Origin of the sequence: Akkermansia muciniphila (assembly GCF_030848305.1) — a bacterium.
Classification (GTDB): Bacteria; Verrucomicrobiota; Verrucomicrobiia; order Verrucomicrobiales; family Akkermansiaceae; genus Akkermansia; species Akkermansia muciniphila_A.
Map to the genome: position 1 here is coordinate 531,454 of NZ_CP114598.1, position 23,871 is coordinate 555,324.

Below are 23,871 nucleotides of genomic sequence, written 5' to 3' on the forward strand. Positions count from 1 at the left end.
ACCGCCTCAAATCCATGTCCCCACTTCCCCTCATCACCGCCCAGACGGAGGAAAAGCTGCTCGCCTTCCTGACGGAACACGGGCACACCAAATTCCGCGCCCAGCAGGTTCTGGACTGGGTGTGGCGCAAGCGCGTCACCACCTTTGACGCGATGAGCAACCTCCCCCCCGCGCTCAAAAATCTGCTGGCGGAACATTTCCGCTTCCATACACCGGAAATCGTGGAAATTCACGGTTCTGCGGACACCACACGGAAATTCCTTACCAAAATGGAAGACGGCAGCCTGGTGGAATCCGTCATCATTCCCGCCGCCGTTGCGGAAAATGGAGAAAAATCAGAGCGCGTTACCCTCTGCGTTTCCTCCCAGGTAGGCTGCGCTTTCGGCTGCAAATTCTGCGCTTCCGGTCTGCTGGGCCTTAAACGCCACCTCACCACGGGAGAAATCATCGGGCAAATCCTCTCCGCGGAAACCATCGCGGAAAAACGGGTCAACAACATCGTCTTCATGGGCATGGGGGAACCTCTCTCCAACTTTGACAACCTGGCGGATGCCCTGGAAATCATCACTTCCCACCGCGGTCTGGAAATAGGGGCGCGCCACATCACCATCTCCACGTCAGGATTCGTTCCCGGACTGAAAAAACTGGCGGCCTATCCCAGGCAAATCCGTCTGGCCGTCTCCCTGCACGGAGCTACGGACGAAGTTCGCGACCAGATCATGCCGGTCAACAAAAAATGGCCGCTCTCCCAGCTCATTCCGGCCCTTGAGGAATGGAGCAGAGGAAGAAACCAGATGCCCACGCTGGAATACATCCTCATCCGGGACATCAACGACTCTCCGAAAGACGCGTCCCATCTCGTCCGGATCGCCAAACGCCTGCACGCCAAAGTCAATCTCATCCCGTACAACACCGTGGAGGGGCTTCCGTGGAAACGCCCCTCAGAAGAACGCTGCCGCTCCTTCCGGGATGCTGTTCACAAAGCGCGTATCCCCGTCACCATGCGGTATGAAAAAGGCCATGACATCAACGCCGCCTGCGGGCAGCTGAGGCTGAGGAAGGAACAGGAAAAAAACGGAAGTACGCCCCGTTGACGGAACGGGACTTTTCCTGATTGGCAACGTTGCCTATTGCCCGGCGCCCGCCGTTGTGCTATCCTTTCCGGCCGGATGCCACCCATCCTGCCGCCCCGCCATGGAAACTACAACAACCACCACTGCCGTTCCCCCGCTGGAACTGACCAGGGCCCCCCGAAAAATTCAGTCCCTGGACCTCAGGGACATCCCGCAGGCTCCCGGCCCGGAAAAGGGAGTGCTGGCCCTCATGGCCATGGACCCGGCCACTTATGTGGGGCAATGCGTCACCATCGGCATGACGGAGGACTACTTCTACCTCCCTGCGCACAAGCTGCTCTGGCGCCTTTTCCAGGCCCGATATAACAAAAACGAACCCATTGACATCGTTTCCATCACCCAGGCCCTGGAAGACATGCACCAGCTGGAAGCCGTAGGCGGAAGCGCGGGCCTGGCGGAAATCTACACCTTTACCACCACCGGAGCCTATTTTGAGCACTACCTCAATGTCCTGAAGGACAAATTCATCCTTCGCTCCATCATTGACATCGCCAACCAGTCCACTACGCAGGCCTTTGACAATCCGGACGACGTAGCGGAACTGCTGGATTCTGTGGAAACCCATATTTTCCAGATACGGGAACGCTATAACAGCGCCAAGGATGAACAAAGCCTGGCCAGCATCCTTAAACAGGCCGTCACCAATTTTGAAAAATTCATCGCAAGCAAAGGCCAAATCCAGGGACTGACCACGGGATTTGAGGAACTGGATAAAAAAAGCAACGGCCTTAAACCGGGGGACATGTTCATCATCGCCGCCCGTCCATCCATGGGTAAAACCTCCTTCCTGCTCAACATCATTGAGCACATCGCGCTGAATGAGAAAAAACCTACTCTGCTCTTTTCCTGTGAAATGCCCGCGGTCCAGATTGTGGAACGCCTTCTTTTCGCCCGCTCCGGAGTCCGCAGCCGGGAAATCATCAAGAGAGGCAACCTCACCCAGCTTGAAATGAAGCACTTCAAACAGGCCGTCAAGGAAGTGGGGGCTTCCCAGCTTGTCATTGACGATACCGCAGCCATCTCCATCAACGAACTCCGGGCCAAAGCGCGCCGGGTCATGCGGGACCAGGGCGGTTTGGCAGCCATCGGCGTGGACTATCTCCAGCTCATGCGCTCCCACTCCAAACAGGCGGCCAACAGCCGTGAACGAGAAGTAGCGGAAATATCCGCCGGTCTCAAAGCCCTGGCCAAGGAACTTAAAGTGCCTGTTATCGTCCTCGCCCAGCTCAACCGCGGTCCGGAAAGCCGCACGGGAGCCAGCCTGGGCGTCCCCCGCATCTCCGACCTTCGCGAATCCGGCTCCATCGAACAGGACGCGGACATGATCGGCCTGCTCTACCGCTCCGCCTACTATGCGGAAGATGAGGAAAAACGCCAGCAAATGGCCGGACGGGCCAATCTGCATCTGGCCAAAAACCGCAACGGCCCCACGGGGGACGTTCCGCTCCACTTCGAAGCGGAACTCATGCGCTTCTCCACCCGCGAAGCGGATGAACACGACCAGGAAAGCGAATAAAAACTTTCTCTCCAGGCGCCTGTTCTCTACGGATTAGCAATCCGGGGTCAAGCTTTGATTCTAAGCGGGAATGACTTGTATTGGCGTTTCCTTCCATGCCAGGAGGCGTTTTTATGAAATGAAGTCTGCCCGGCGCCATTGGCTTCCAATGAAAGCCCGGAGATCCTTTGTGTTATTTAAATCTGTAGTTAAATTTTGATAACTCTCTTTTCTGGAATACGTTACATGTAAGAAGAAGTCTGTATTTCAATGGCTGTAGCTCTTTGCAACTTTTTCTAAGTCAAACAGGATTTTCTTCGGTTTCAGCCTATAACGGATTGCTAACCCGGTAGCATCACGGTAGCGCCAGCGTTTCCTCTGGGCTTATTAATCTAGTTATTTTTTTAATATGAAAAAAAACTTATTTATTGCGGCAATCCTCTGCGGATCATGCATCTGCGCCAATGCCGCCAGCATGGTTACGGAATGGACTGGCAACGCTGGTCCTACGGAAGGCAATACCTATGAACTGGGTAATGCGGACAACTGGAGCAATGGAGTTCCCGCCCGCAGCAACGGGCAGGGGCCGGACGTCATCTTCAATAACACCGGAACTATCAATATCAGCGGCTCCATGGTGGACACCTCCGACGGCGGCAGCATCACCGTCACAGGCAACAGCAATGTTACGGTTGGGGGAACCCGCTGGACCGGAAACGTCACCATTGGAGCCAATTCCTCTCTTTCCCTCACACAAGTGGACTTCAAAAGCAGTGAGATCATCCTGGACGGGATCTTCCATCTTGGCGTTTGCGGCATTGACAATGGAGGCAATGGAGCCCGGCTTGTTTTCGGAACAAACGGTATCATGAACGTTAATCAGCAAATCTGGGGAGCATCCGGCTTCTCCGTTTCCGGCATGCTGGCCACCATATCCACTGACTTGGCTGCTGGAGAATTTCAGTTTGTTACCCGCACGCTGATTACCTCCGCCGGTTTTGACGGCGGTTCCATTTCCCTGGGAGACTTCACCGCGGAAGACGGCGGCGCGCTGACCAAGGCGTCCGGAATTATGGAAGGGAACGCCGCAGACTACCAAGGCCAGTACTATCTCTACACGGAAAACGGAAACGTCAAGGTGCAGTACGTAGTGGCGGGAGCCGTGCCGGAACCTGCTACGGCCACCCTTAGCCTGCTGGGTCTGGCTTCCCTGATGCTGCGCCGCAGGCGCGCCTGACCTTTCATCCCCCCCTATCTTTTCTCAACAGCCTGTATGCCCCGCGTACAGGCTGTTTTATTTTCCAGACGAATGACGGGAACGTCACGGAAAACATCTTCGCGCCCTTGCCGGAACCCCGTAGCAGCTTAAACAGGCGCCTTTCCCCTGGCATCCAGAAGCCCCGCAAGGGCCCGCTGGGAAACCATTTTACGGAAAGACAGGCGGTCCCTCGGATAAAACATTATCTCCGCCCGCGTCTCTCCTCCCCGGAAAGCCCAGGCAAGCCATACGGTCCCCACAGGCTTTTCCGGCGTACCGCCTCCGGGGCCCGCAATACCGCTGACGGCAACGGCGACATCAGCTCCGGAGCGTTCCAGGGCTCCTTCCGCCATCGCTCTGACCACGGGCTCGCTCACAGCACCGTAACGCGTCAGAACCTCCTTCGGCACGCCCAGCATCTCCGTCTTTGCCCGGTCGGCATAAGTAACCCATCCGCATTCAAAAACTCCGGAAGACCCCGGCACATCCGTAATTCTCTTGGCAATCAGGCCGCCGGTGCAGCTTTCCGCCGTCGCCGCTTTCAGCCCCTGCTGCGCCAGATGGCACACAACCGCTTTCTCCAGAGAAGCCCCAACAGGAGCCAGCACATACGCCCCGGCCAAAATGCGCAAACGGGCCTCACCCTGTTTCAAAGCCGTCTCGCTGCCCACCAGACGGACGTCCACTTCCCCGACGCGCGCGCAATACGCCACTTCCAGCCCCTCCACCTGGTGCAGGGAACCATCCACCAGTTCCTGAAGATCGCTCTCCCCTATCCCTACCAGGCGGAACACGCGCAAATGCGGAATATCCTCATCCGCCAAATCTTCCAGAAGCGGCATTACGGAATCTTCCACCATCGGCCTTAACTCTGCCGGAGGCCCCGGCAGCAGGATAAACATGGGAAGGGAACCGCTGGCAGGCATCACCAGCCCGGGCGCCGTTCCGTTGGAATTCTTCAATACCGCAGCTCCATCCGGAACCATGGCCTGCTTGAAATTGCACTCCGCAATGGGAATCCCCCTCCGTTCAAAATAACTCTTCAGTCCCTCCGCCACACGCTCATCATGATGCATATCCACGCCGCACACGTCGCACAGGGCTTCCCGGGTCACATCATCGCTCGTCGGCCCCAATCCCCCGCTCACAATCACGATATCTGCGCGCCGGGCGCTCTCCCTCATAGCCTCGTTGATAGCGTAACCGTCGGGCACGACGGTTACCCTCCCCACACGGAATCCGGCCTCAAATAATCTGTTGCCCAGCCATGCGGCATTTGTATTCACAATACTCCCCAGCAAAATTTCCGTCCCGGTGTTGATCAATTCAACCCTGATCTCTTTCATGCATCCAATATGCTCTCTCAAGAGCTCCGTGACATGCAACAATCCTGCCATGTATCATAAAAAACTTCATTTAAATGCTCCGTAAGATACATTATGGGCACTGACAAAGACCATGAACATACCCTCCCGGCCTCGGGCCACCAAAATCATCTGCACTATTGGACCCGCAACAGACACTTCCGACATGCTGGGCCAGCTTATTGAAGCCGGAGCCAACGTCTTCCGGCTCAATATGAGCCATTCCCAGCACGACTGGGTTCGGGAAGTCGTCTTCCGCATCCGCCGGAAAGCTGCGGAACTGAAAGCGAACGTGGCCATCCTCTTTGACCTCCAGGGGCCTTCCATCCGCACGGGAGATCTGGTTGAACCCTACCATTTGAAAAAGGGAGACACAATGGAAATCCGCCTGGGCACGGCCAAGCCGGAACTTCCTTTTTCCACCACGGTAAACTATGACGGCCTCCTGCAGGACGTTCAGGCGGGCCATACCATGGTGGTGGATAACGGAGGCATCCTCATGCGCATTGCGGAAGTGCGCCCGGACAGGCTTATCTGCGACGTGCTCACGGAAGGCGTATTCGGCTCCCGCCGCCACATCAACCTGCCCGGCGTAGCACTGCGGCTCCCGGCCCTGACGGAAAAAGACCTGGCGGATCTGGCCGTGGCCGTAGAATGCGAGACGGACTACGTAGCCATGTCCTTTGTCCGGGATGCCGCCCATATTGCCCAGCTCCGGGAACATATCGACAACTTGGGAGGCAAAGCCCAGATCATCGCAAAGATTGAAGACCAGCAGGCTATCCGCCACATTGACGATATCATCCTGGCCGCAGACGTCATCATGGTCGCGCGCGGAGACCTGGGCATTGAAGTCAGCATTGAAGAACTGCCCATCATCCAACGCCGCATCATCCGCCATTGCCACAGGCTGGGACGCCGCTGCATCGTGGCAACGCATATGCTGGAATCCATGATCACCCAGCCTACGCCCACCCGTGCGGAAGTCACGGACGTTTCCAACGCCATCTTTGAACAAGTGGACGCCGTCATGCTTTCCGGGGAAACCTCCGTGGGCCATTACCCCGTACGCTGCGTGGAAGTGCTGGACTCCATCGCCCACCGTATGGAACGCTCCGGCAACCTCAACTTCGCGGCATCCGCCATCCTGAACGGAGACCGTCAGAAAGCCACCAAGGCAGCCATCTCCCTGGCGGACTCCGTGGAAAACGCCTGTCTGGTCGTCTTTACCCGCCGCGGCCTGGCCGCCACGCAGGCAGCCGTCCTCAGGCCGGAACGGGCGGCCATCTTCGCCTTCAGCAATGACCCTGTCGTTGTCAGGCAGCTCGCCCTGGCTCGAGACGTAACCGCCTTTGAATCCCCCTTCCTGAAAGATCCGGCCCGCATGATTTCCACCGCTCTGGACCTGTTGAAGGAAAAAGGGCTGATCTCCTCTGGTCAGCCTGTCGTCATCCAGGGGGACAGTCTGCAAGGGGAACTGCTGGCGGACTCCATCATCTTCATGCGCGTGGAATAATGGCCCGCACCTTTCCTATAGAGCGGGAAACGGCCGTATGGCCCCCGCCCGCCCCCCTCAGGGAACTTCTGCGGGATGCAGATCCGGACGAACGCCGGATAGCGGATCATCTGGCCCACGGCGAACTTTACGTCGCAAGAAACTGCGGAGCTGCCGCCGGAGTCATCCTTATCCGTCAGACGGGGGAAAATACATGGGAAATCATGAATTGCTCCGTAGCCCCTGAATATAGAAGGCAGCGCTGCGGAACAGCCCTGGTGCGGCACGCCCTGGACATCATCAGAAACAAAGGGGGCCGGTATGCGGAAGTGGGAACGTCCGATGCGTCTCCGGGGCCAATGGCCCTCTATGAAAGCTGCGGATTCCAGGTTTCTGGCGTCATCAACAACCACTTCACGGACAACTATCCGGAACCCGTCTGGGACAACGGCGTGCAATGCATTGACATGATCCGCATGCGTGCGGACCTCTCCCTTCGGGAAGAAGGGGGGCCCCATGCTGCTCAGAAAGCATAAACCAGGCTGGCTCCCGTCACCCAGCTATTACCCTTCACCAGCGTTCTTCCATACACGCGGTTCACCCCGTGGGAACCTTTGCCGAGCCAGTGCAGGCCAACGAAAGGCTCTATAAAAACATTCCCGAACAGGCGGTAATTCGCCGTCACCCTGAAATAGAGAGACTGCCAGCCGTTGCTGCTGGAAGGCCAATAGGAAGAACTCAACACGGCGCCGAATTTAAAGCCCATATAAAGGTTTTCCGTCATCCGGAAATCCGATCCCGTGCACATATCAAACCACCAGCCCGTGATTCCGTAAAAGGAATATGCGGCACTTCCCTGCGCATAAAAACCGGGAAGGAATCCCACATCATGGCGCATAATCAGCGCCGTTTCATACGTTGTCCCCCCATTGCCGAACAAACGTTCGGAAGCAAACCCCGCTAATCCGCCGTCATTCGCACGAAAGGATAATGCCGCATACGTAGCCTTTCCAAGCTTCCGCTGAAGGCCAAGATCCACCATCGTCTCATTCTCTATATCCGCCGCCGGATGCCCCAGTAAAATCTCCTCCTTCAAAGCCAGAATCAGGAAATACCGGTCATTCAAATCGCTTCTCCAATCCAGCCGCAGAGGCGCCGTGGGATTACAGCCTGCGGGAATCAGGCCTCTAAACTCGTAATTAGTGGAATACCCGGCTTTGATACTGCCGCTGACCGGTCTTAAAGCAGGAGCGGAAGGAACCTCCGGAATGCGGGAGTCCGCCGAAGAAACGGCCATGAAAGCGACGGAGGCCATGCCTGCTCCAAGGAGAAAAGAAAAAAAGAAATTCATAACATCGAAATGCCGTGCGGAAAGTATTCTGGATAAAAAAACTCCTCTTGGCAACAAGCAAAAACGCCGCTGATCCCTGCTCCGCTTCAGGAAACATCATTCAAGTTTGCCCCCCGTCAACTTCAGAAAGGATAAACGGGGCCAAAACAGTCCACTACTTTGAAAGTCTTATCCGGCTTGCCGCACCTGCCCTAACCCCGGTTGGACTTCAAGGACCCGGTTGAAGCTGGCAAAAGGAACGAGAGACAGGTTCCTGGAGACCAGTTTCACCGGAAGTCCAACTTTCAGTCATCAGGCCCGGGAACCATTGGAAATAAAAAGTGCGGCGGATTTCTCCGCCGCACCTGAAAATATCATTCAATCGTTGGCCGGATGGCTTAGAAAGAATAGACGAGGCTGGCGCCAGCCACCACGCCGAAGTTCTTGTAAGGCTTGTCTCCCTTATCCAGGCCCTTATTGACCTTCAACGCGCCGCAGCCGGCCCAGTTGAAGCTGACAAAGGGAACAAGGGAAAGGTTCTTCACGCCCAGCTTCACCGGAAGTTCAGCTTTCACCCACCAGGCCTGAGCGCCATTGGCCTGCTCAAACGCAGCGCCAAAATAGCTGGACGTGGCGGACATGCCGGCCGTTACGACAATGTCCGTGGCAGGGCAGAGGGCTGCCTTGTAGCCAACGTAAGGCTGGAACCACCAGCCGGTCATGCCCTGGAAGGCATAGCTCGTGGTCACGCCGGCAAACCAGTTCTTGGTCACATCATAGTTCAGGTTCAGGTAAAACTCCTGCGTGACGGAATGAGCGTGGTCATACTTGGCAAAGCTGCCCAGCAGGCCGCCATGAATCAGATTCCAGCCAAGCGTCGTGGACAGATTGTTCAACAAACCGTCCTTATTCTGCCAGCCAAGATTGAAATTGGTCTCATTGTGGAAGGACGTATCCCTGTCCCCCATGAGATGGTGGCCTGAAGTCAAGGTCGTATAAGAAGCGGAAGCCACGATGGAGTTGGCATCACACAGCTTGTAATTCAGATTGACACCAGCAGGGATAACGCTATCCCCTTCCGCCAGCGCGTGGGAAGCCACAATGCCGCGGCAGGTGTAATTGGAAGCGTACCCGGCGTAAATATCGCCGGACAGCGGGCTGGTAGTCGCCACAGGAGCGGGAACCGGAGTCGGAGCAACAATCTTGACGGGAGTCCCCGCAAGAGCGGCTCCGGCAAAGGATGCCACAACTGCAGCAACACTGATGATGTTCTTGGTTTGCATGACTATTACTTGGTTAGGGTATTAATTGTTGATTTGCTAACATGGAAAGAAAAACGCTTTTTTCCCCCTTGTTAAGAAAAGTGAAACATTTTCGTCACAAAAGTAAAGCATTTTTCTCTCCACCCATCAACCAATCATTGATTTTCTGTCATTTACATTTACCAGCCCCATGACAAAAAAGACAATCTTCCATATCTTCCCAAGCCTTCCCTTCCAGGGTCTGGCAGGATACAGACACTCCGCGCCATCCAGACGCCTGTCTTTCTTCAGGGCAGGAGAAGGATTCACCAGAACCTTTCTCCTGCAGGAAAGCAGCATGGGCATATCCGCTGCACTGTCGCTGTAAGCAACGGCGTTTTCCAGAATGCCATGCTCCGGAAGCACATTCCGCTCCCGCAAGCGTTTCACTTTCACCGCCCCTTTATTATTACCGTGCGGCAGTTCCGGCATTGCCGGCATGCGTTTCTCCAGAAGCACATCCGTTCCCAAAACTCCATCAAACCCCAGCAGCTCCCCCAGAGGCTTCACATAAAATGAAGGAGAGGCGGAAACCATGAGGCACAGATACCCCTTCTTCCGGTCTTCTTCCAGCCGTTCCTTCAGCTCCGGATAAATCCATTCCTGCGCCATCCTGGCAAACTTCCGTCCATATTCCCGTACCGTTTCAGCGGGGAGCCCCCACAAATACATGAGATAGGCTCGCTTCATCCGTTTTTCATCCCATATTTTCAAAACATAAAACGGAATACAGGCCAGGAAGAGAACAATCAGCAGGCGCCTCCAGGGATGGAGCCTTACCACGAAACAGGAGAAAACATATTGCGTATCCCAGGGCAGGAGCGTTCCGTCCATATCAAAAAGAGCCACGCCTCTTCCTTTCCAATCGTCCGTCATGGTTTCATCCTATACCCGCTTTCCTCAACTCTCAACACCCAACTCTTCCATTACTCCCCCCCTGAATGCCCAAAACCCCGGCCGCCGAAAGGCAACCGGGGTTTTGAAGCAAATCCAGAAGGAAATAAGATTAACGGGAGTAGAATTCCACGATGAGCTGCTCGTTGACGATGGGAGCAATCTCTTCCTTGGAAGGCACGCGGGCAATCTTGCCCGTGAGCTTGTCACGGTCGCATTCCAGCCAATCCGGGACCACAGTAGCCTGAGTCAGGTCAAGGGAACGGGTAACCAGCTGCTGGGAGGAAGCCTTGCCGCCGACGGCAATGACATCGCCCGGACGGCAGGAGTAGGACGCAATGTTCGTCTTCTTGCCGTTCACGGTGATGTGGCCGTGGGAAACGAGCTGACGGGCTCCGGCGCGGGTGTTGCTGAAACCGAGGCGGTACACAACATTGTCCAGACGAAGCTCAAGGAGCTGAAGCAGAATATCGCCGGTAATGCCGCGGCGGCGGGCGGCTTCTGCATAATACTTGCGGAACTGGCCTTCAAGCACACCGTACTGGAAACGCAGCTTCTGTTTTTCAGCAAGCATCACGCCATAGTCGGACTTTTTCTTGCGGCCGGCGCGCATGCCATGCTGGCCGGGAGGGAAGGGGCGCTTTTCAAGAGCCTTGGTGGAACCGAAAAGGGCAACGCCAAAACGGCGGGACACTTTATCGCGGGGACCGGTATAACGAGCCATGATATATTAGATCTATAGGTAAAGGATTCTCAATTAGACGCGGCGGGCCTTCGGAGGACGGCAGCCGTTGTGGGGAATGGGAGTCACGTCCTTGATGGAGGTGATTTCAATACCGATCGTCTGCACGGCACGTACAGCGGATTCACGACCGGAACCGGGGCCCTTCACACGCACTTCCACTTCACGCAAGCCGTGGCCCATGGCCTGGCGGCAGGCGTCCTGGCACACCACCTGCCCGGCATAAGCCGTGCTCTTGCGGGAACCCTTAAAGCCCATCTTGCCGGCGGAGGACCAGCCGATGACATTGCCGCGCTGGTCGGTCACAGTCACGACGGTGTTGTTGAACGTGGAGGAAACGTGAACCACGCCCGTGGAAACGTTTTTGCTGCCCTTGGCCTTCAGGATTTTGGGCTTGTCGTCATCGCCGCCCAGACCAAGTTCCGCAAAGATGTCCTTGCGGGGTTCAGGCTTCTTGATTTCTTCAGGAGCGGAAACAGCGGCGGCCGGAGTTTCAGCGACGGGAGCGGGAGTTGCCGCTTCCACAGGCTGTTCGGCGGTTTCGTTGGTGATTTCTTCGCTAGCCATAGTAAAGCTATATTAAAATTCAGATTGGCGGATTACTTCTTCTTGGCCTGCGCGCCAACAGTCTTCTTCTTGCCTTTACGGGTGCGGGCGTTCGTACGGGTACGCTGGCCGCGCACCGGAAGGCCGCGGCGGTGACGCTGACCGCGATAGCAGTTGATGGAGGTCAGACGCTTGAGGATGGATTGCTTTTCACGACGAAGGTCACCTTCAATCAAAATGCCGTCAGTGGTGATCACTTGAACAATCTTCGTGAGCTGTTCGTCGGTAAGCTGTCCCGTGCGGATGTCGGGATTGATGCCTGCTTGTTCCAGGATTCTCTTAGAAGTCGAGCGACCAATTCCGTAAATATACGGAAGGGAAGCCTCGATGCGCTTCTCGTTGGGTATTTCTGTACCGAAAAGGCGTGCCATAATGGATTGGATTTGCTAGCTGTTATTTTTCTCTGCCTCGCGCAGAGCTATTGCTTGGGGCAAGATGGATACCATAAATTGAGGTTTTGACAAGACCAAAACATCATTTTTTCTATTTTTAATCTCTTGCGCCGCTTGAAGATGCATGCCGTCCGTAACGGCGGAGGATGCGCTCCACCGCCCAGGAGGCATGCTCCTCCACCAGAGGGGACTCCCCGTAAAGCGTCTTCAGAAAATCAACGTCATCCGGAGTTCCCGCATTCCCCATCACAATGCAGCCGTTGCGCAACAGCCCCTCCCTCTTGAGCCTTTTCAAAGGAGAATTCCGGAACAGGGCGGCAAAACCGCCGGCATCCAGGGAAAGAAGATCGCGCAGGGAAACAGAAGACAGAAAACGGGACATGCGGAACCGTTCGTCAGCGGCCGGCAGAGGTTTGCTGTTCCAGGGACAGACCGTCACGCAGGTATCGCACCCGTACAAGCGCGTACCTATCAGGGGACGGATTTTTTCCGGAATAACCCCCCGGTGTTCAATCGTCCAGTAGGAAAGGCAGCGGCCGGCATCAACCTGACCGTTCTCCATAATCGCGCCTGTCGGGCACAGGGCCGCGCAACGGCGGCAACTGCCGCATCCGTTTGATACAGGAGCGTCCGGCTCCAGTTCCAGCGTAGTCAGCAGGGTGGCGATAAAAAAGCGGGAACCTCCTTTCCTGCGCACAATCAGGCCGCTTCTTCCGCGCCATCCCAGGCCGCACGTCTCCGCATGATCCCGTTCCATAACAGGGCCGGAATCCACATACCCCTTCTGCTCTCCTCCGTAAATGGAAAGCAGCTCCTGCAAATCCGCCAGTTTTTCCTCCAGAATTCCGTGGTAATCCTTTCCATGGGCGTAAAGGCAAATGCTTCCCTCCCCCTCCGGCCGCATAACGGGGCTGTCATAATCATAGGACAGGCAGACGACGGAACGGCATCCGGGAAGCACTTCCGCGGGGTCCGCGCGCCGCTCCGGGGAACGCGCCATCCATTCCATTCCGGCGTGCCATCCGCGCTCCAGCCATTGAAATAATTTCTCCGCATGCAGGCTCTTTCCCGCGCGGGCCACCCGGCAACCGGAAAATCCAAGCTGCCGGGACACGGCGCACAAGGAATTTTTAATAACAGCGGGATCCGGAGTCAGCACGCCGGAATCATGAACAAGAACGCGCCTTCCACCAAGAATTTTCTTCTGTCCGGAGGGAATTGGATTGCCTGCGCCTCGCCGCCGCTTCATAATAACGCTTATATGAACATCCGGATTCTGAGCGATGGGAAACAGGGCCACCTCAACCAGTCCCTGGGGCTGGCGCAGGCCCTGATATCCAAAGCGGGAGGAACCGTGGAAACGGTGGATCTGCAGGGACTTTCCCTTCTGGGGAAAATCCGGAAGGTCGTCTCCGGCAGCGATATTCCGCGGCCGGACCTGTTCATTTCCGCCGGCCACGCAACGCATATCCCGCTCATCTGCGCACGGCACCATTTCAAAACCCGGGCCGTCCTCTGCATGAAACCCACGCTTCCCTGCTCCTTTTTCGACCTCTGCCTTATTCCCCGCCACGACCTGGATTCCGGCCGCGATTACACCGACACGGATATCTTCCCCACCCGGGGAGCCCTCCACCCCATGAGGCCAAACCCATCCGAACCAAAGGATATCACCCTGATTCTCATCGGAGGCCCCAGCAAAGACTTTGACTGGGATGACGAAAGCATGCTCAATCAGCTCTCTTCCATCAGCATCCACACCCCCGGGAACATCGTTTTGACCACCTCACGCCGGACGCCGGACGGCTTTGCGGAAAAAATCCGGACAGCCGTTCCGGAAATCACCGTCGTTCCCGTAGAGGAGACCCGGCCGGGCTGGGTGGCCCGGCATTTGGCGCACGCCTCCGCCGCCTGGGTCAGCCAGGACAGCGTCTCCATGGTTTATGAGGCTCTCGGCTCCGGCGCGCCTGTAGGCCTCCTTTCCGTGCCGCGCCGGCATGGCAACCGCAAATCCCGCATCCTGTCCGGCCTGGAGATACTGGAGAAGGAAGGCATGGTTACTGGATACAGTGACTGGAAAAAACAGAACTTCCGCCTGGCGGCTCCAGGTTCTCCCCTTCTGGAAGCGGACCGTGCGGCAGACTACATCCTCTCCAGATTTTTCCCCCAGCTCCGCGCCTTATGAAAATAGTGCATCTCGTCCCCTCCATGGAATCCGGAGGCGTGGAACAAGTCGTTATGGAACTGGGCAGCGGCCTTTCTTCCCGGGGCGTGGAAAATATCGTCGTTTCCGGAGGCGGACGCCTGGTGCCCCGTCTGGAAAAGGAAGGCTCCCGCCATATCCTGATGCCGATAGGGAAAAAAAGCATCTCCACTCTCTTCCGCATCGGAGCCCTCCGCGCCCTGCTTCAGGCCGTCAGGCCGGATATCCTGCATCTCCATTCCCGCGTTCCTGCATGGGCGGGCTACCTGGCATGGAAAAAGCTGCCGCCGGAAGACCGGCCCGGCCTCGTCACCAGCGTTCACGGCTTTTACTCCGTCAACCGGTACTCCGCCATCATGAGCCGGGGAGAGCGGGTGATCGCCGTCTCCAACTGCATCAGGGACTATATCCTCGCCCATTATTCGTCCACCCCGCCGGACCACATCAGAATCATACCCAACGCCATTTCTCCTGACCAGTATCATCCGGATTACTCCCCCTCCCGGGAATGGCTCACGGGCTGGTTCATGTCCTATCCCGAGCTGAAGGGCAAATTCACCCTGTGCCTGCCGGGCCGCATCACGCGCCTGAAAGGGCATCTGGATCTGATTCCGATCGTCAGGCAGCTTCTGGAACAGGGGATTCCGGCCCACGCCGTCATCGTAGGAGAAGCCAAGAAAGGAAAAGAAGAATATAAAAACGAAGTCCTGCGGGCAATAGAGCGTTCCGGCGTCTCCCAGGCTTTCACCTGGACAGGACATCGCCAGGATCTGCGGGACATTATTTCCACGTGTTCCGTCACCCTCTCCCTGACCAAAAGCCCGGAAGCCTTCGGCAAATCAACCCTGGAGGCTCTTGCTCTGGGCAAACCCGTTGCCGGATACGCTCACGGAGGAGTCAAGGAACAGCTGGACGCCTTCCTTCCGGAAGGGAATGTCGCCGTAGGAGATACCGCCGCCATGGCGGACCTGCTGGCACGCTGGCACGCCCAGCCCCCCCCCCTGCCCCGGCAAATCCCCTCCCCTTACAAAATGCAAGATATGATTCAATCCCATCTGGACGTTTACCAGGAACTGACCACCTCTTCATGACTCCCCGGGAAGCAGCCATAGCCCTGAACCTGATACCGGGCCTGGGCCCTGTCAGAATCATGCGCCTTCTGCAGGTATTCGCCACTCCGGAACTGATTCTGGAATCCCCTGCCTCCCTGTTGATGGAGATTCCCGGCATCGGAGCGCAACTGGCGCGCCATATTTCCTCCTGGCGGAGCACCGTCAACCCGTACAGGGAACTGGAACTGGCGGAAAACGCGGGAGCTTCAGTCACCACGGTTTTTGACGGCTCCTATCCATCCTCCCTGCGTGATCTGCCGGCCCCGCCCATTGTCCTCTACTCCTGGGGAAACTGGACTGAAACGGATGCCGAACGCTCCATTGCCGTCGTCGGCTCACGCATGGCCACCCATTACGGCAGGCTTTGCGCCAGAAACGTCTCCCATGACTTGGCGGAAGCCGGAGTAACCGTTATTTCCGGACTGGCGCGCGGCGTGGACACGGAAGCCCATGCCGGGGCCATGGACGCGGGAGGACGCACCATTGCCGTCATCGGGGCAGGGCTCAACAAACTGTATCCTCGGGAAAACAGCAATTTGGCGCAGCGCATTGCGGACGGGCATGGAGCGGTAGTTTCCGAGTTCCCGATGGATTTGCCTCCCTCCCGCACCACTTTTCCCATGCGCAACCGCATCGTGAGCGGCTGGAGCCGCGCTACGCTGGTGGTGGAAGCGTCCGGACGCAGCGGAGCTTTGATCACAGCCCGGACGGCGGCCGAACAGGGCCGGGACGTTTTCTGCATCCCCGGACCGGTTGACCGGCATTCTTCCGACGGATGCCATGCCCTCATCCGGGACGGAGCTATCCTGGCCACCGGAGCCTCCGATATTTTGCAGGACATGAACTGGGCCGTTCCGGAACAGGGACTGCCTCTCTTCTCTCCAGGCGCTCCTTCCAGAGCCACGCCCCCACCGCTTCCCACTTTGGAAGAAAAGGAAATTCTCCACGCCATCAGACTGGGGTTCAATACGATTGACACCCTCTGCACCTCTCTGGGAAAAGCGGCGCACATCATCACCCCGCTTTTGGCAAAAATGCAAATTGCAGGGCAAATCACTCCGGACGCCGGAGGGTATTTTTCCATAAACAGCAGGAAACTGTAGGAGGATTCTGCTTTTCCGCCGGGAAAAACGCCGGTTCCAGGGCACCTTTCCTTGACCGTGGCGCCGTAAGGCGCCTCCGGCCATCCCCACATAAAAATCTTCTCAGCCGGAAGCCAAACAAACATCTTCAAACAGCCGCCAAATTCTTTCCTTCAATAATTATTATTCCAGAAATTAAATCTATCAGCAACGCATCCCCGGCATTTTAAATGCCAGCGGCAAAATTGACATGTCTGCAAAACAGAATATGTTCAGAAAAAATCTCTGATATATTTGCTGAACGCAAGCCAGGGCGCATACGGAAACACCTCCTGAAAGAACTGTTGACGAACATATTTTGAACGCATTTCTCCTGCACGGAGTCTTATCCTTCACAAGATCTGTCCGACGGGTGAAAAAAATAATTCAAACTCCGTTCAGGGTGGTTTTTGGTTCCATAGGTAGTTAATAGAGAAAAAAGGCCGCGGATTGTTTGATCCGCGGCCTTTTTTCGTCCGGCTCTCTTTCAAAGGCGGAGTTTGGGCTTGATGAATGAAACTTCTTACTGTAGCAACAAGACATGCGTTTATTCGCCCTCCTTGCAGGATTCTCCCTTTGCCTGAGCTCCACAAGCTGCCAATCGTTCGGGGATTCAAATGATTACATCCCTCTCGCAACGCCCGTCCCCCCCAGCTCTCCCAGCCGGTTTCCAATGCCCTCCCCCGCCCTGCCAATTTCCCCACACGCCCTGTAGCCATTCCCTCCAGCGCCCCGCGCACGCCCCGCTGCGCCAGCGCCTGCGTTATGGACGCCCTCACCGGCAAAGTGCTCTTTTCGCACAACGGCCTTCAGCGCCGCCAGGTAGCCAGCACGCAGAAACTCGTGACGGCCATGGTCGTGCTGGATCACGGCAGCCTGGACAGAAAAGTGGTTATCCAGCCTTCCGATACCAAAGCGGACCCAACCAAACTGGGCTTCCGGGCGGGAGAAACCTATTCACGCCGCGAACTGCTCAATGCCTTGATGATCCGCAGTTTCAACGACGTAGCCCTGGCCCTGGCCCGTGATACGGCGGGTTCCGTTCCCCGTTTCGCCCAGCTGATGAATGCCAAGGCCCGGCAGATGGGCATGTACAACTCACGCTTCGCCAACCCCAACGGCCTCCCGGCAGACCAGTACTCCACCGCCATTGATATGGCCCGCTGCGCCTATTATGTGTACCGCAGCCCGGAACTGCGCAATATTATCTGCAAACGCCAGTATGCCTTTACCCGGGCCAACGGCAAGACGCTCCTGCTGAGAAATACCAACAAGCTGCTCAACCAGCATCCCTGGGTTACCGGAATGAAAACCGGATACACCAACGCCGCCGGACGTTGCCTGGTGTCCTCCGCCGGCTTCAATGGCCGCCATGTCATCGTCGTCGTCCTCGGCTGCCATCCGTCCCGCATCTGGGCGGAATCGGAAAATCTGCTCAAATGGGCTCTGGGAGCCGCGGCGTAAATACCCGGCGGCAATTGGTATTTGACTTTCACGGCGTGACCCGCTATCAGTCCTGCCTATGTTACAGGCAGGTATTGTAGGTCTCCCCAACGTCGGCAAATCCACTCTCTTCAATGCGGTCACCCGGACACGCAAGGCCCAGGCGGCCAACTATCCTTTCTGCACCATTGACCCGAATGTGGGTATGGTAACAGTCCCGGATCCCCGCCTGCAGGTGCTCTCCGACATGTCCGGTTCTGAAAAAATTATCCCCACGCTTATTGAATTCGTGGATATCGCCGGCCTGGTCAAGGGCGCTTCGGAAGGCGCCGGCCTGGGCAACCAGTTCCTGGCGAACATCCGTGAAGTGGACGCCATCGTGCAGGTAGTCCGCTGCTTTGACAATGACGACATCATCCACGAACTTGGTTCCGTGGACCCTTTGCGCGACATTGACATCATCAACTCGGAACTCATTCTGGCGGATATCGCCACCATGGAAAAAAGACTTTCTTCCCGCGAACGCAAGGCACGCAGCGGCGACAAGGAAGCCAAAGCCGAAGTGGCCCTCATCACCAAACTCCTGCCCCACCTGAACGAAGGCAACCCTGCCCTCACCTTGGAACCGCAGCTGGACGACGACGAACGCAAACTGCTCCATTCCTTCCAGCTGCTTTCGGATAAAAAAAGCATTTTCGCCTGCAATGTCAATGAAGACGAACTGGCGGACGCCATCTCCAACCCGGACGCTCATCCCTACGTCTCCCAGGTGAAAAAATACGTAGCGGAACACCACAACGCGGAAGCCATTGTCATCTCCGCCCGGATTGAAGAAGAACTCATCGACGTTTCGGAAGAAGAATCCCGCGAATTTCTGGAATCCCTGGGCGTGCAGGATTCCGGCGTTTCCGACCTCATCCGGGCCGTGTACCACCTTCTGGGCCTGCGCACCTACCTCACCACGGGAATCAAGGAAACGCGGGCCTGGACCATTCCGGCCGGGGCAAAAGCCCCCCAGGCGGCCGGCGTCATCCACACGGACTTCGAACGCGGTTTTATCGCTGCGGAGGTAGTGCACTACGACGACCTGGTTTCCTGCGGCGGCAAGACCGGAGCGAGGGAACACGGCAAGCTGCGTATCGAAGGAAAAGAATATGTCGTCAAGGACGGGGACGTCATCGAATTCCGCTTCAATGTCTAGAGCGGAGCGTTACCGGAATTCCATTGACTTTTACTGATATAAGGGGCAGATTGCTCATAACCTTCACATCGCCTCATGACTGATACAGACGTCAAATCCACCCCTCTGGCAGCTAAACATGTTGAACTGGGAGCCAGAATGGTTCCTTTCGCCGGCTGGAATATGCCGGTGCAGTACACCGGCATTCTGGACGAACACAAAGCAGTGCGCGAAGCCTGCGGCATCTTTGACATCTCCCACATGGGGCAGTTCACGGTAGCCGGGGCCTCCGCCGCAGCATGGCTGAACTCCATGCTGACCAATGACATTAACAAACTGAATGTCGGCCAGGGACAGTACTCCGTCATGCTCAATGACCGGGCCGGAGTCATTGACGACCTCATCCTGTACCGGATGGAACCGGAAACATTCTTCGTAGTGGTGAATGCTTCCAAAATTGATGAAGACTTCGCATGGCTCTCCGCCCACAAACCTGCAGACGTAACCCTGGAAAACCATTCTGATGAATACGTGGGTCTGGCTGTCCAAGGCCCCGAATGCGGGGAAGTATTCTCCCGCGTCATTCCCGGCGTGGAACTTCCCCCCCGCAACGGAATTGCCCGCATCACGGCGGAAGGGTCGGATCTCATTGTCTGCCGCACCGGCTATACCGGGGAAGATGGTTTTGAATTCTTCTGCCCGGCTAAGGAAGGCGTTCAATGGTTTGAAGCCTTTCTTGGGGCAGGCGCCAAACCCTGCGGTCTGGGCGCCCGCGACAGCCTGCGCCTGGAAATGTGCTATCCTCTGAACGGCTCCGACCTCTCTCCGGACAAGACGCCTCTGGAAGCCGGGCTCGGCTTCTTCTGCGCGCTGGATACGGATTTCATCGGATCCGACATCCTCCGGGAACAAAAAGCCAACGGTCTCAGCCAGCGGCTGGCGGCTATTGAATACACCGGCAAGGGAGCCCCTCCCCGCGCCCATTATGCCGTTCATGTCCCCGGCGGAGAAGCCATCGGAGAACTTACCAGCGGCGTGCTCTCTCCTTCGCTGATGAAGGGTATTGCCCTGGCCTACCTGCCTGTCGCCCATGCCAAGGTCGGCACGGAGCTGGAAATTGACGTAAGGGGAAGGAAATTCCCGGCCGTGGTCGTAAAAAAACCCTTTTATAAAAAAGGCTGACACGACGGCGCAAAAATAAACTGACAAACACCTCATTTTACTACACTCTCACTTCAAACAATTACATCTTATGCACGACGTACCAGAAAATCTGCTGTATTCCAAGGATCACGAATGGATTGAAATTGACGGGGACATCGGCACCATCGGCATTTCAGACCATGCGCAAGCCGAACTCTCCGATGTCGTCTTTGTAGACCTTCCCGAAGTAGGCGCTACCGTCGCGGCCGGCGACCCCGTCGCCGTTGTGGAATCTGTCAAAGCCGCCAGCGACGTGTACACTCCCGTTTCAGGAGAAATTCTGGAGGTGAATGAAGAACTTTCCAATGATCCCTCCCTCATCAACTCCGATCCCTACGGCGCAGGCTGGCTGTACAAAATCCGCCTGGACGTTCCCACGGAAACGGAAGATATGATGAATGCCACGGATTACGAGGAATACTGCTCCTGAACCATTCCTTCCTCCCCCTGCCCCGGTGATTCCATCCCGGGGCATTTTGTTTGGCCCGCCCCCGCGGCCGAACGCTATTACCAGCCAGAGAAACCACATGAATACCCACTCAGATTTTGCCAGCCGGCACATCGGCCCCCAGGGGGAAGAGCGCCGGGAAATGCTCAACAGCCTCGGCTACCAGACGCTTGACGAACTCATTGCGGACATCGTTCCCGCAGATATCCGCATGAAAGCCCCGCTGGACCTGCCCGCCGCCAAATCGGAAACGGAAGCCCTGGAGGAACTCCGTTCCATCCTGCGGAAAAACAAGCTTCTGAAAACCTTCATTGGCCAGGGCTACTACGGCACCATCACTCCTTCCGTCATCCTCCGCAATGTACTGGAGAACCCCGGCTGGTACACGGCCTACACCCCTTACCAACCGGAAATCGCCCAGGGACGTCTGGAAATGCTCATGAACTTCCAGACCATGGTCTCTTCCCTGACAGGGCTGCCGGTGGCGAACGCCTCCCTGCTGGATGAAGGCACCGCCGCCGCAGAAGCCGTCACCATGTGCCGGAACGCGCGCCCCAAAGCAAACACCTTCTTTGTGGCGGACACCTGCCATCCCCAGACCATCAGCGTCATCCGCACCCGCGCCGCCTTCCAGGGCGTCAACATCATCGTGGGAGATTGCTCCTCCTTTGACCCCGCCTCCATCGGCGCGGATTTGGCCGGGGTGCTTGTCCAATATCCGGACACGCTCGGCCGCATCTGCGATTATACGGACTTCTTTTCCCGCGTACATGCCACGGGCGCGCTTTGCGTCGTGGCGGCGGATCTCATGGCCCTTACCGTCATCCGGGAACCCGGCGCCTTCGGAGCCGATATCTGCATCGGCAACACGCAGCGTTTCGGCATACCCATGGGCTTCGGCGGCCCCCATGCCGCCTACATGTCCTGCACGGACGCCCTCAAACGCCGCATGCCCGGCCGCCTTATCGGCATGTCCATAGATACCCTGGGCCGCCCTGCCTACCGCCTGGCCCTGCAAACGCGGGAACAGCATATTCGCCGCGACAAGGCGACTTCCAACATCTGCACCGCCCAGGTGCTCCTGGCTGTGCTGGCCGCCTTTTACGCCGTATACCACGGCCAGGAAGGCCTCAAACGCATCGGCATGGAAATCCACCGGAAAACCAAAAACCTGTACAGGGCGCTCACGGAAGCCGGCATCGCCATTGAAAACAAAAACTTCTTTGACACCCTGCTGCTGTCCGTTCCCGGACAAGCGGACGCCATGGTGCAAAAAGCCCTGGAAGCCGGGTATAACATCCGCAGGGTGGATGCCGACCACGCTGCCGTCTCTCTGGATGAAACCGCAACCTGTTCGGATGTAGCGGCGCTGGCCTCCGCCCTTGCAGGCACGGAAACATCCGCCACCTGCGGCTGCGACGCTCCCGCCTGGGATCCCGTCCACACGCGCCAGACGCCTTTCTGCACGGAAAAGGCTTTCAACTCCTACCATTCCGAAACGGAAATGATGCGCTACATCCGCCGCTTGGAATCCCGGGACCTGGCTCTAAATGAAGCCATGATCCCTCTGGGCTCCTGCACGATGAAGCTGAACGCCGCCTCCGAAATGATTCCCATCACGTGGCCGGAAGCCAACTCCCTGCATCCCTTTGTTCCGGCGGATCAGTCGGAAGGCATCCGGGAAATGCTCTCCGTCCTGTCCGACCGTCTGGCGAAAATCACCGGCTTTGCCGCCGTCTCCCTCCAGCCCAACGCGGGCGCCGCAGGGGAATATGCCGGACTACTGGCCATCCGCCGCTACCAGAAACACGCCGGAGAAGGCCACCGCAATGTCTGCCTCATTCCCACCTCCGCCCATGGGACCAACCCCGCCTCATCCGCCATGGCCGGTCTCAAGGTGGTGCCCGTCAAATGTGACGAAAGAGGCAACATCGACATGGCAGACCTGAAATCCCAAGCGGAAGCCCATAAGGACAATCTCTCCTGCATCATGGTCACGTACCCCTCCACGCACGGGGTGTATGAACAGACAATCAAGGAACTCTGCGACATCGTCCACGCCAATGGAGGCCAGGTGTACATGGACGGCGCCAACATGAATGCCCAGGTAGGCCTGACTTGCCCCGGCTGCATCGGCGCGGACGTCTGCCACCTGAACCTGCATAAAACCTTTGCCATGCCGCACGGCGGCGGCGGTCCCGGCATCGGCCCCATCGGCGTAGCGGAACACCTCGTGCCCTTCCTGCCCGGACACCTTACGCTGGGCCATGAAGAAGGGGCCGTAGCGTCTGCTGCGTGGGGGAGCGCCTCCATTGCCGCCATCTGCTGGATGTACCTCTCCATGATGGGGCCGGACGGCCTCAAGGAAGCCACGGAAATGGCCATCCTCAACGCCAACTACATCGCCAAGAAACTCGGCCATCTCTTCCCGGTTCTCTACTCCGGCAACAAGGGGCTGGTGGCGCATGAATGCATTCTGGATCCGCGCCAGCTCACTCATGACGCCGGTCTCACGGTGGATGACATCGCCAAGAGGCTCATGGACTACGGCTTCCACGGCCCCACCATGTCCTTCCCCGTTCCGGGCACCCTGATGGTGGAGCCGACGGAATCGGAACCCAAGCAGGAGCTGGACCGCTTCATTGAAGCCATGGAGCGCATTCATGCGGAAATCACGGCCATTATCAACGGTACGGCGGACAAGGAAGACAACGTCCTGAAAAACTCGCCTCATACCGCAGAAATGGTCTCCGCTGACGAATGGCGGCATCCCTACTCCCGCAGTGAAGCGGCCTATCCGGTCTCCGGCCTTCTTATCCACAAATTCTGGCCGTATGTCGGCCGGGTGGACAATGTGTATGGAGACCGCAACCTGGTCTGCACCTGCGACACGGTGGAGGAATTCACCAAGGCCGTAGAGTCATAAAAAATCTCACCCCACCTTTCAAAAAGGCTGTTCCAAATAAATGGAACAGCCTTTTTTATTGTTAAAATCGGATTTCTAATCCGAAGAAATAAACGCATTCGGAAAACAATTAAGCATAAAAGAGGTATGGATAAAAAAAGAGAAAAGACATATTTCTCTCACCCCGCTTTTTCCCCCTTGCATCTTGATGACCCGTTTGTTCTCAAAATAGAGTGTTGACTTCGG

The 23,871-nt window shown here is 56.9% G+C and carries 21 protein-coding genes; 13 read left to right on the top strand and 8 right to left on the bottom strand.

What is annotated here, in order from left to right:
- Positions 1 to 14 precede the first annotated feature (14 nt).
- The 3 genes from rlmN (at position 15) to O4G22_RS02400 (ending at position 3,865) form a co-directional block, all read left to right on the top strand.
- Positions 15 to 1,094, top strand: coding sequence for a 23S rRNA (adenine(2503)-C(2))-methyltransferase RlmN (gene rlmN, locus O4G22_RS02390; RefSeq protein ID WP_290488529.1), 1,080 nt, complete (start codon positions 15 to 17; stop codon positions 1,092 to 1,094).
- Positions 1,095 to 1,194: 100 nt separating this feature from the next.
- Positions 1,195 to 2,649: a replicative DNA helicase gene (gene dnaB, locus O4G22_RS02395; protein ID WP_094137391.1), complete on the top strand. Its 1,455-nt coding sequence runs from the start codon at positions 1,195 to 1,197 to the stop codon at positions 2,647 to 2,649.
- A gap of 388 nt (positions 2,650 to 3,037) precedes the next feature.
- Entirely contained in the window at positions 3,038 to 3,865 is an 828-nt protein-coding gene (locus O4G22_RS02400; protein WP_094137390.1) for a PEP-CTERM sorting domain-containing protein, read from the top strand.
- Positions 3,866 to 3,993: 128 nt separating this feature from the next.
- Here O4G22_RS02400 and O4G22_RS02405 read toward each other — a convergent pair whose 3' ends face one another.
- Positions 3,994 to 5,232: a competence/damage-inducible protein A gene (locus tag O4G22_RS02405; RefSeq protein ID WP_179218572.1), complete on the bottom strand. Its 1,239-nt coding sequence runs from the start codon at positions 5,230 to 5,232 to the stop codon at positions 3,994 to 3,996.
- A 112-nt stretch (positions 5,233 to 5,344) separates the two neighbouring features.
- Between O4G22_RS02405 and pyk the strand changes: the two genes are divergently transcribed.
- The gene (gene pyk, locus O4G22_RS02410) at positions 5,345 to 6,766 is read left to right on the top strand and encodes a pyruvate kinase (protein WP_306702070.1); all 1,422 of its coding nucleotides are present in this window, start codon (positions 5,345 to 5,347) and stop codon (positions 6,764 to 6,766) included.
- A complete protein-coding gene (locus O4G22_RS02415; RefSeq protein ID WP_306702071.1) occupies positions 6,766 to 7,281 on the top strand; it encodes a GNAT family N-acetyltransferase in 516 nt (171 codons plus the stop codon). Before pyk ends, O4G22_RS02415 begins: the two co-directional genes overlap by 1 nt.
- On the opposite strand, the gene O4G22_RS02420 is transcribed toward O4G22_RS02415, so the two are convergent.
- The 7 genes from O4G22_RS02420 to queG all read right to left on the bottom strand — a co-directional run bounded on the left by O4G22_RS02420 (position 7,269) and on the right by queG (position 13,169).
- Positions 7,269 to 8,060, bottom strand: coding sequence for a hypothetical protein (locus O4G22_RS02420; RefSeq protein WP_306702072.1), 792 nt, complete (start codon positions 8,058 to 8,060; stop codon positions 7,269 to 7,271). The two genes, O4G22_RS02415 and O4G22_RS02420, sit on opposite strands and share 13 nt — an antisense overlap.
- A gap of 413 nt (positions 8,061 to 8,473) precedes the next feature.
- Complete coding sequence (locus O4G22_RS02425; protein WP_094137385.1) at positions 8,474 to 9,358, bottom strand: hypothetical protein; 885 nt, start codon at positions 9,356 to 9,358, stop codon at positions 8,474 to 8,476.
- Positions 9,359 to 9,484: 126 nt separating this feature from the next.
- Positions 9,485 to 10,252: an HAD family hydrolase gene (locus tag O4G22_RS02430; RefSeq protein ID WP_306702073.1), complete on the bottom strand. Its 768-nt coding sequence runs from the start codon at positions 10,250 to 10,252 to the stop codon at positions 9,485 to 9,487.
- A gap of 130 nt (positions 10,253 to 10,382) precedes the next feature.
- Positions 10,383 to 10,994, bottom strand: a complete 612-nt coding sequence (rpsD, locus tag O4G22_RS02435; RefSeq protein WP_022198459.1) for a 30S ribosomal protein S4 — start codon at positions 10,992 to 10,994, stop codon at positions 10,383 to 10,385.
- A gap of 33 nt (positions 10,995 to 11,027) precedes the next feature.
- Positions 11,028 to 11,579 (bottom strand): 30S ribosomal protein S11, encoded by a 552-nt coding sequence (rpsK, locus tag O4G22_RS02440; RefSeq protein ID WP_022198460.1) that lies wholly within the window; start codon positions 11,577 to 11,579, stop codon positions 11,028 to 11,030.
- A 32-nt stretch (positions 11,580 to 11,611) separates the two neighbouring features.
- Positions 11,612 to 11,989, bottom strand: coding sequence for a 30S ribosomal protein S13 (gene rpsM / locus O4G22_RS02445; RefSeq protein WP_012419492.1), 378 nt, complete (start codon positions 11,987 to 11,989; stop codon positions 11,612 to 11,614).
- A 118-nt stretch (positions 11,990 to 12,107) separates the two neighbouring features.
- A complete protein-coding gene (gene queG, locus O4G22_RS02450; RefSeq protein ID WP_306702074.1) occupies positions 12,108 to 13,169 on the bottom strand; it encodes a tRNA epoxyqueuosine(34) reductase QueG in 1,062 nt (353 codons plus the stop codon).
- 102 nt (positions 13,170 to 13,271) lie between these two features.
- On the opposite strand from queG, the gene O4G22_RS02455 reads away from it, so the two are divergent.
- The 8 genes from O4G22_RS02455 to gcvP all read left to right on the top strand — a co-directional run bounded on the left by O4G22_RS02455 (position 13,272) and on the right by gcvP (position 23,646).
- Positions 13,272 to 14,195 carry a mitochondrial fission ELM1 family protein gene (locus O4G22_RS02455; protein WP_306713920.1) on the top strand — a complete coding sequence of 308 codons (924 nt, stop codon included), beginning with the start codon at positions 13,272 to 13,274 and terminating at the stop codon, positions 14,193 to 14,195.
- Complete coding sequence (locus O4G22_RS02460) at positions 14,192 to 15,304, top strand: glycosyltransferase family 4 protein (RefSeq protein WP_306702076.1); 1,113 nt, start codon at positions 14,192 to 14,194, stop codon at positions 15,302 to 15,304. Before O4G22_RS02455 ends, O4G22_RS02460 begins: the two co-directional genes overlap by 4 nt.
- Positions 15,301 to 16,428, top strand: coding sequence for a DNA-processing protein DprA (dprA, locus tag O4G22_RS02465; protein WP_306702077.1), 1,128 nt, complete (start codon positions 15,301 to 15,303; stop codon positions 16,426 to 16,428). Before O4G22_RS02460 ends, dprA begins: the two co-directional genes overlap by 4 nt.
- 735 nt (positions 16,429 to 17,163) lie before the next feature.
- Positions 17,164 to 17,910 (top strand): D-alanyl-D-alanine carboxypeptidase family protein, encoded by a 747-nt coding sequence (locus O4G22_RS02470; RefSeq protein ID WP_306713969.1) that lies wholly within the window; start codon positions 17,164 to 17,166, stop codon positions 17,908 to 17,910.
- Between the two features lie 58 nt (positions 17,911 to 17,968).
- Positions 17,969 to 19,090, top strand: coding sequence for a redox-regulated ATPase YchF (ychF, locus tag O4G22_RS02475; RefSeq protein WP_094136964.1), 1,122 nt, complete (start codon positions 17,969 to 17,971; stop codon positions 19,088 to 19,090).
- Positions 19,091 to 19,165: 75 nt separating this feature from the next.
- Positions 19,166 to 20,251, top strand: a complete 1,086-nt coding sequence (gene gcvT, locus O4G22_RS02480; protein WP_128154890.1) for a glycine cleavage system aminomethyltransferase GcvT — start codon at positions 19,166 to 19,168, stop codon at positions 20,249 to 20,251.
- Positions 20,252 to 20,321: 70 nt separating this feature from the next.
- Positions 20,322 to 20,702 (top strand): glycine cleavage system protein GcvH, encoded by a 381-nt coding sequence (gcvH, locus tag O4G22_RS02485; RefSeq protein ID WP_012419500.1) that lies wholly within the window; start codon positions 20,322 to 20,324, stop codon positions 20,700 to 20,702.
- A 97-nt stretch (positions 20,703 to 20,799) separates the two neighbouring features.
- Positions 20,800 to 23,646 carry an aminomethyl-transferring glycine dehydrogenase gene (gene gcvP, locus O4G22_RS02490; protein WP_306702079.1) on the top strand — a complete coding sequence of 949 codons (2,847 nt, stop codon included), beginning with the start codon at positions 20,800 to 20,802 and terminating at the stop codon, positions 23,644 to 23,646.
- Positions 23,647 to 23,871: the final 225 nt, after the last annotated feature.

Excerpts from the sequence above, each read along its gene's own strand:
- rlmN (WP_290488529.1), top strand. The coding sequence starts at position 15 with ATGTCCCCACTTCCCCTCATCACCGCCCAGACGGAGGAAAAGCTGCTC.
- dnaB (WP_094137391.1), top strand. The coding sequence starts at position 1,195 with ATGGAAACTACAACAACCACCACTGCCGTTCCCCCGCTGGAACTGACC.
- O4G22_RS02400 (WP_094137390.1), top strand. The coding sequence starts at position 3,038 with ATGAAAAAAAACTTATTTATTGCGGCAATCCTCTGCGGATCATGCATC.
- O4G22_RS02405 (WP_179218572.1), bottom strand. The coding sequence starts at position 5,232 with ATGAAAGAGATCAGGGTTGAATTGATCAACACCGGGACGGAAATTTTG.
- pyk (WP_306702070.1), top strand. The coding sequence starts at position 5,345 with ATGAACATACCCTCCCGGCCTCGGGCCACCAAAATCATCTGCACTATT.
- O4G22_RS02415 (WP_306702071.1), top strand. The coding sequence starts at position 6,766 with ATGGCCCGCACCTTTCCTATAGAGCGGGAAACGGCCGTATGGCCCCCG.
- O4G22_RS02420 (WP_306702072.1), bottom strand. The coding sequence starts at position 8,060 with ATGGCCTCCGTCGCTTTCATGGCCGTTTCTTCGGCGGACTCCCGCATT.
- O4G22_RS02425 (WP_094137385.1), bottom strand. The coding sequence starts at position 9,358 with ATGCAAACCAAGAACATCATCAGTGTTGCTGCAGTTGTGGCATCCTTT.
- O4G22_RS02430 (WP_306702073.1), bottom strand. The coding sequence starts at position 10,252 with ATGACGGACGATTGGAAAGGAAGAGGCGTGGCTCTTTTTGATATGGAC.
- rpsD (WP_022198459.1), bottom strand. The coding sequence starts at position 10,994 with ATGGCTCGTTATACCGGTCCCCGCGATAAAGTGTCCCGCCGTTTTGGC.
- rpsK (WP_022198460.1), bottom strand. The coding sequence starts at position 11,579 with ATGGCTAGCGAAGAAATCACCAACGAAACCGCCGAACAGCCTGTGGAA.
- rpsM (WP_012419492.1), bottom strand. The coding sequence starts at position 11,989 with ATGGCACGCCTTTTCGGTACAGAAATACCCAACGAGAAGCGCATCGAG.
- O4G22_RS02455 (WP_306713920.1), top strand. The coding sequence starts at position 13,272 with ATGAACATCCGGATTCTGAGCGATGGGAAACAGGGCCACCTCAACCAG.
- O4G22_RS02460 (WP_306702076.1), top strand. The coding sequence starts at position 14,192 with ATGAAAATAGTGCATCTCGTCCCCTCCATGGAATCCGGAGGCGTGGAA.
- dprA (WP_306702077.1), top strand. The coding sequence starts at position 15,301 with ATGACTCCCCGGGAAGCAGCCATAGCCCTGAACCTGATACCGGGCCTG.
- ychF (WP_094136964.1), top strand. The coding sequence starts at position 17,969 with ATGTTACAGGCAGGTATTGTAGGTCTCCCCAACGTCGGCAAATCCACT.
- gcvT (WP_128154890.1), top strand. The coding sequence starts at position 19,166 with ATGACTGATACAGACGTCAAATCCACCCCTCTGGCAGCTAAACATGTT.
- gcvH (WP_012419500.1), top strand. The coding sequence starts at position 20,322 with ATGCACGACGTACCAGAAAATCTGCTGTATTCCAAGGATCACGAATGG.
- gcvP (WP_306702079.1), top strand. The coding sequence starts at position 20,800 with ATGAATACCCACTCAGATTTTGCCAGCCGGCACATCGGCCCCCAGGGG.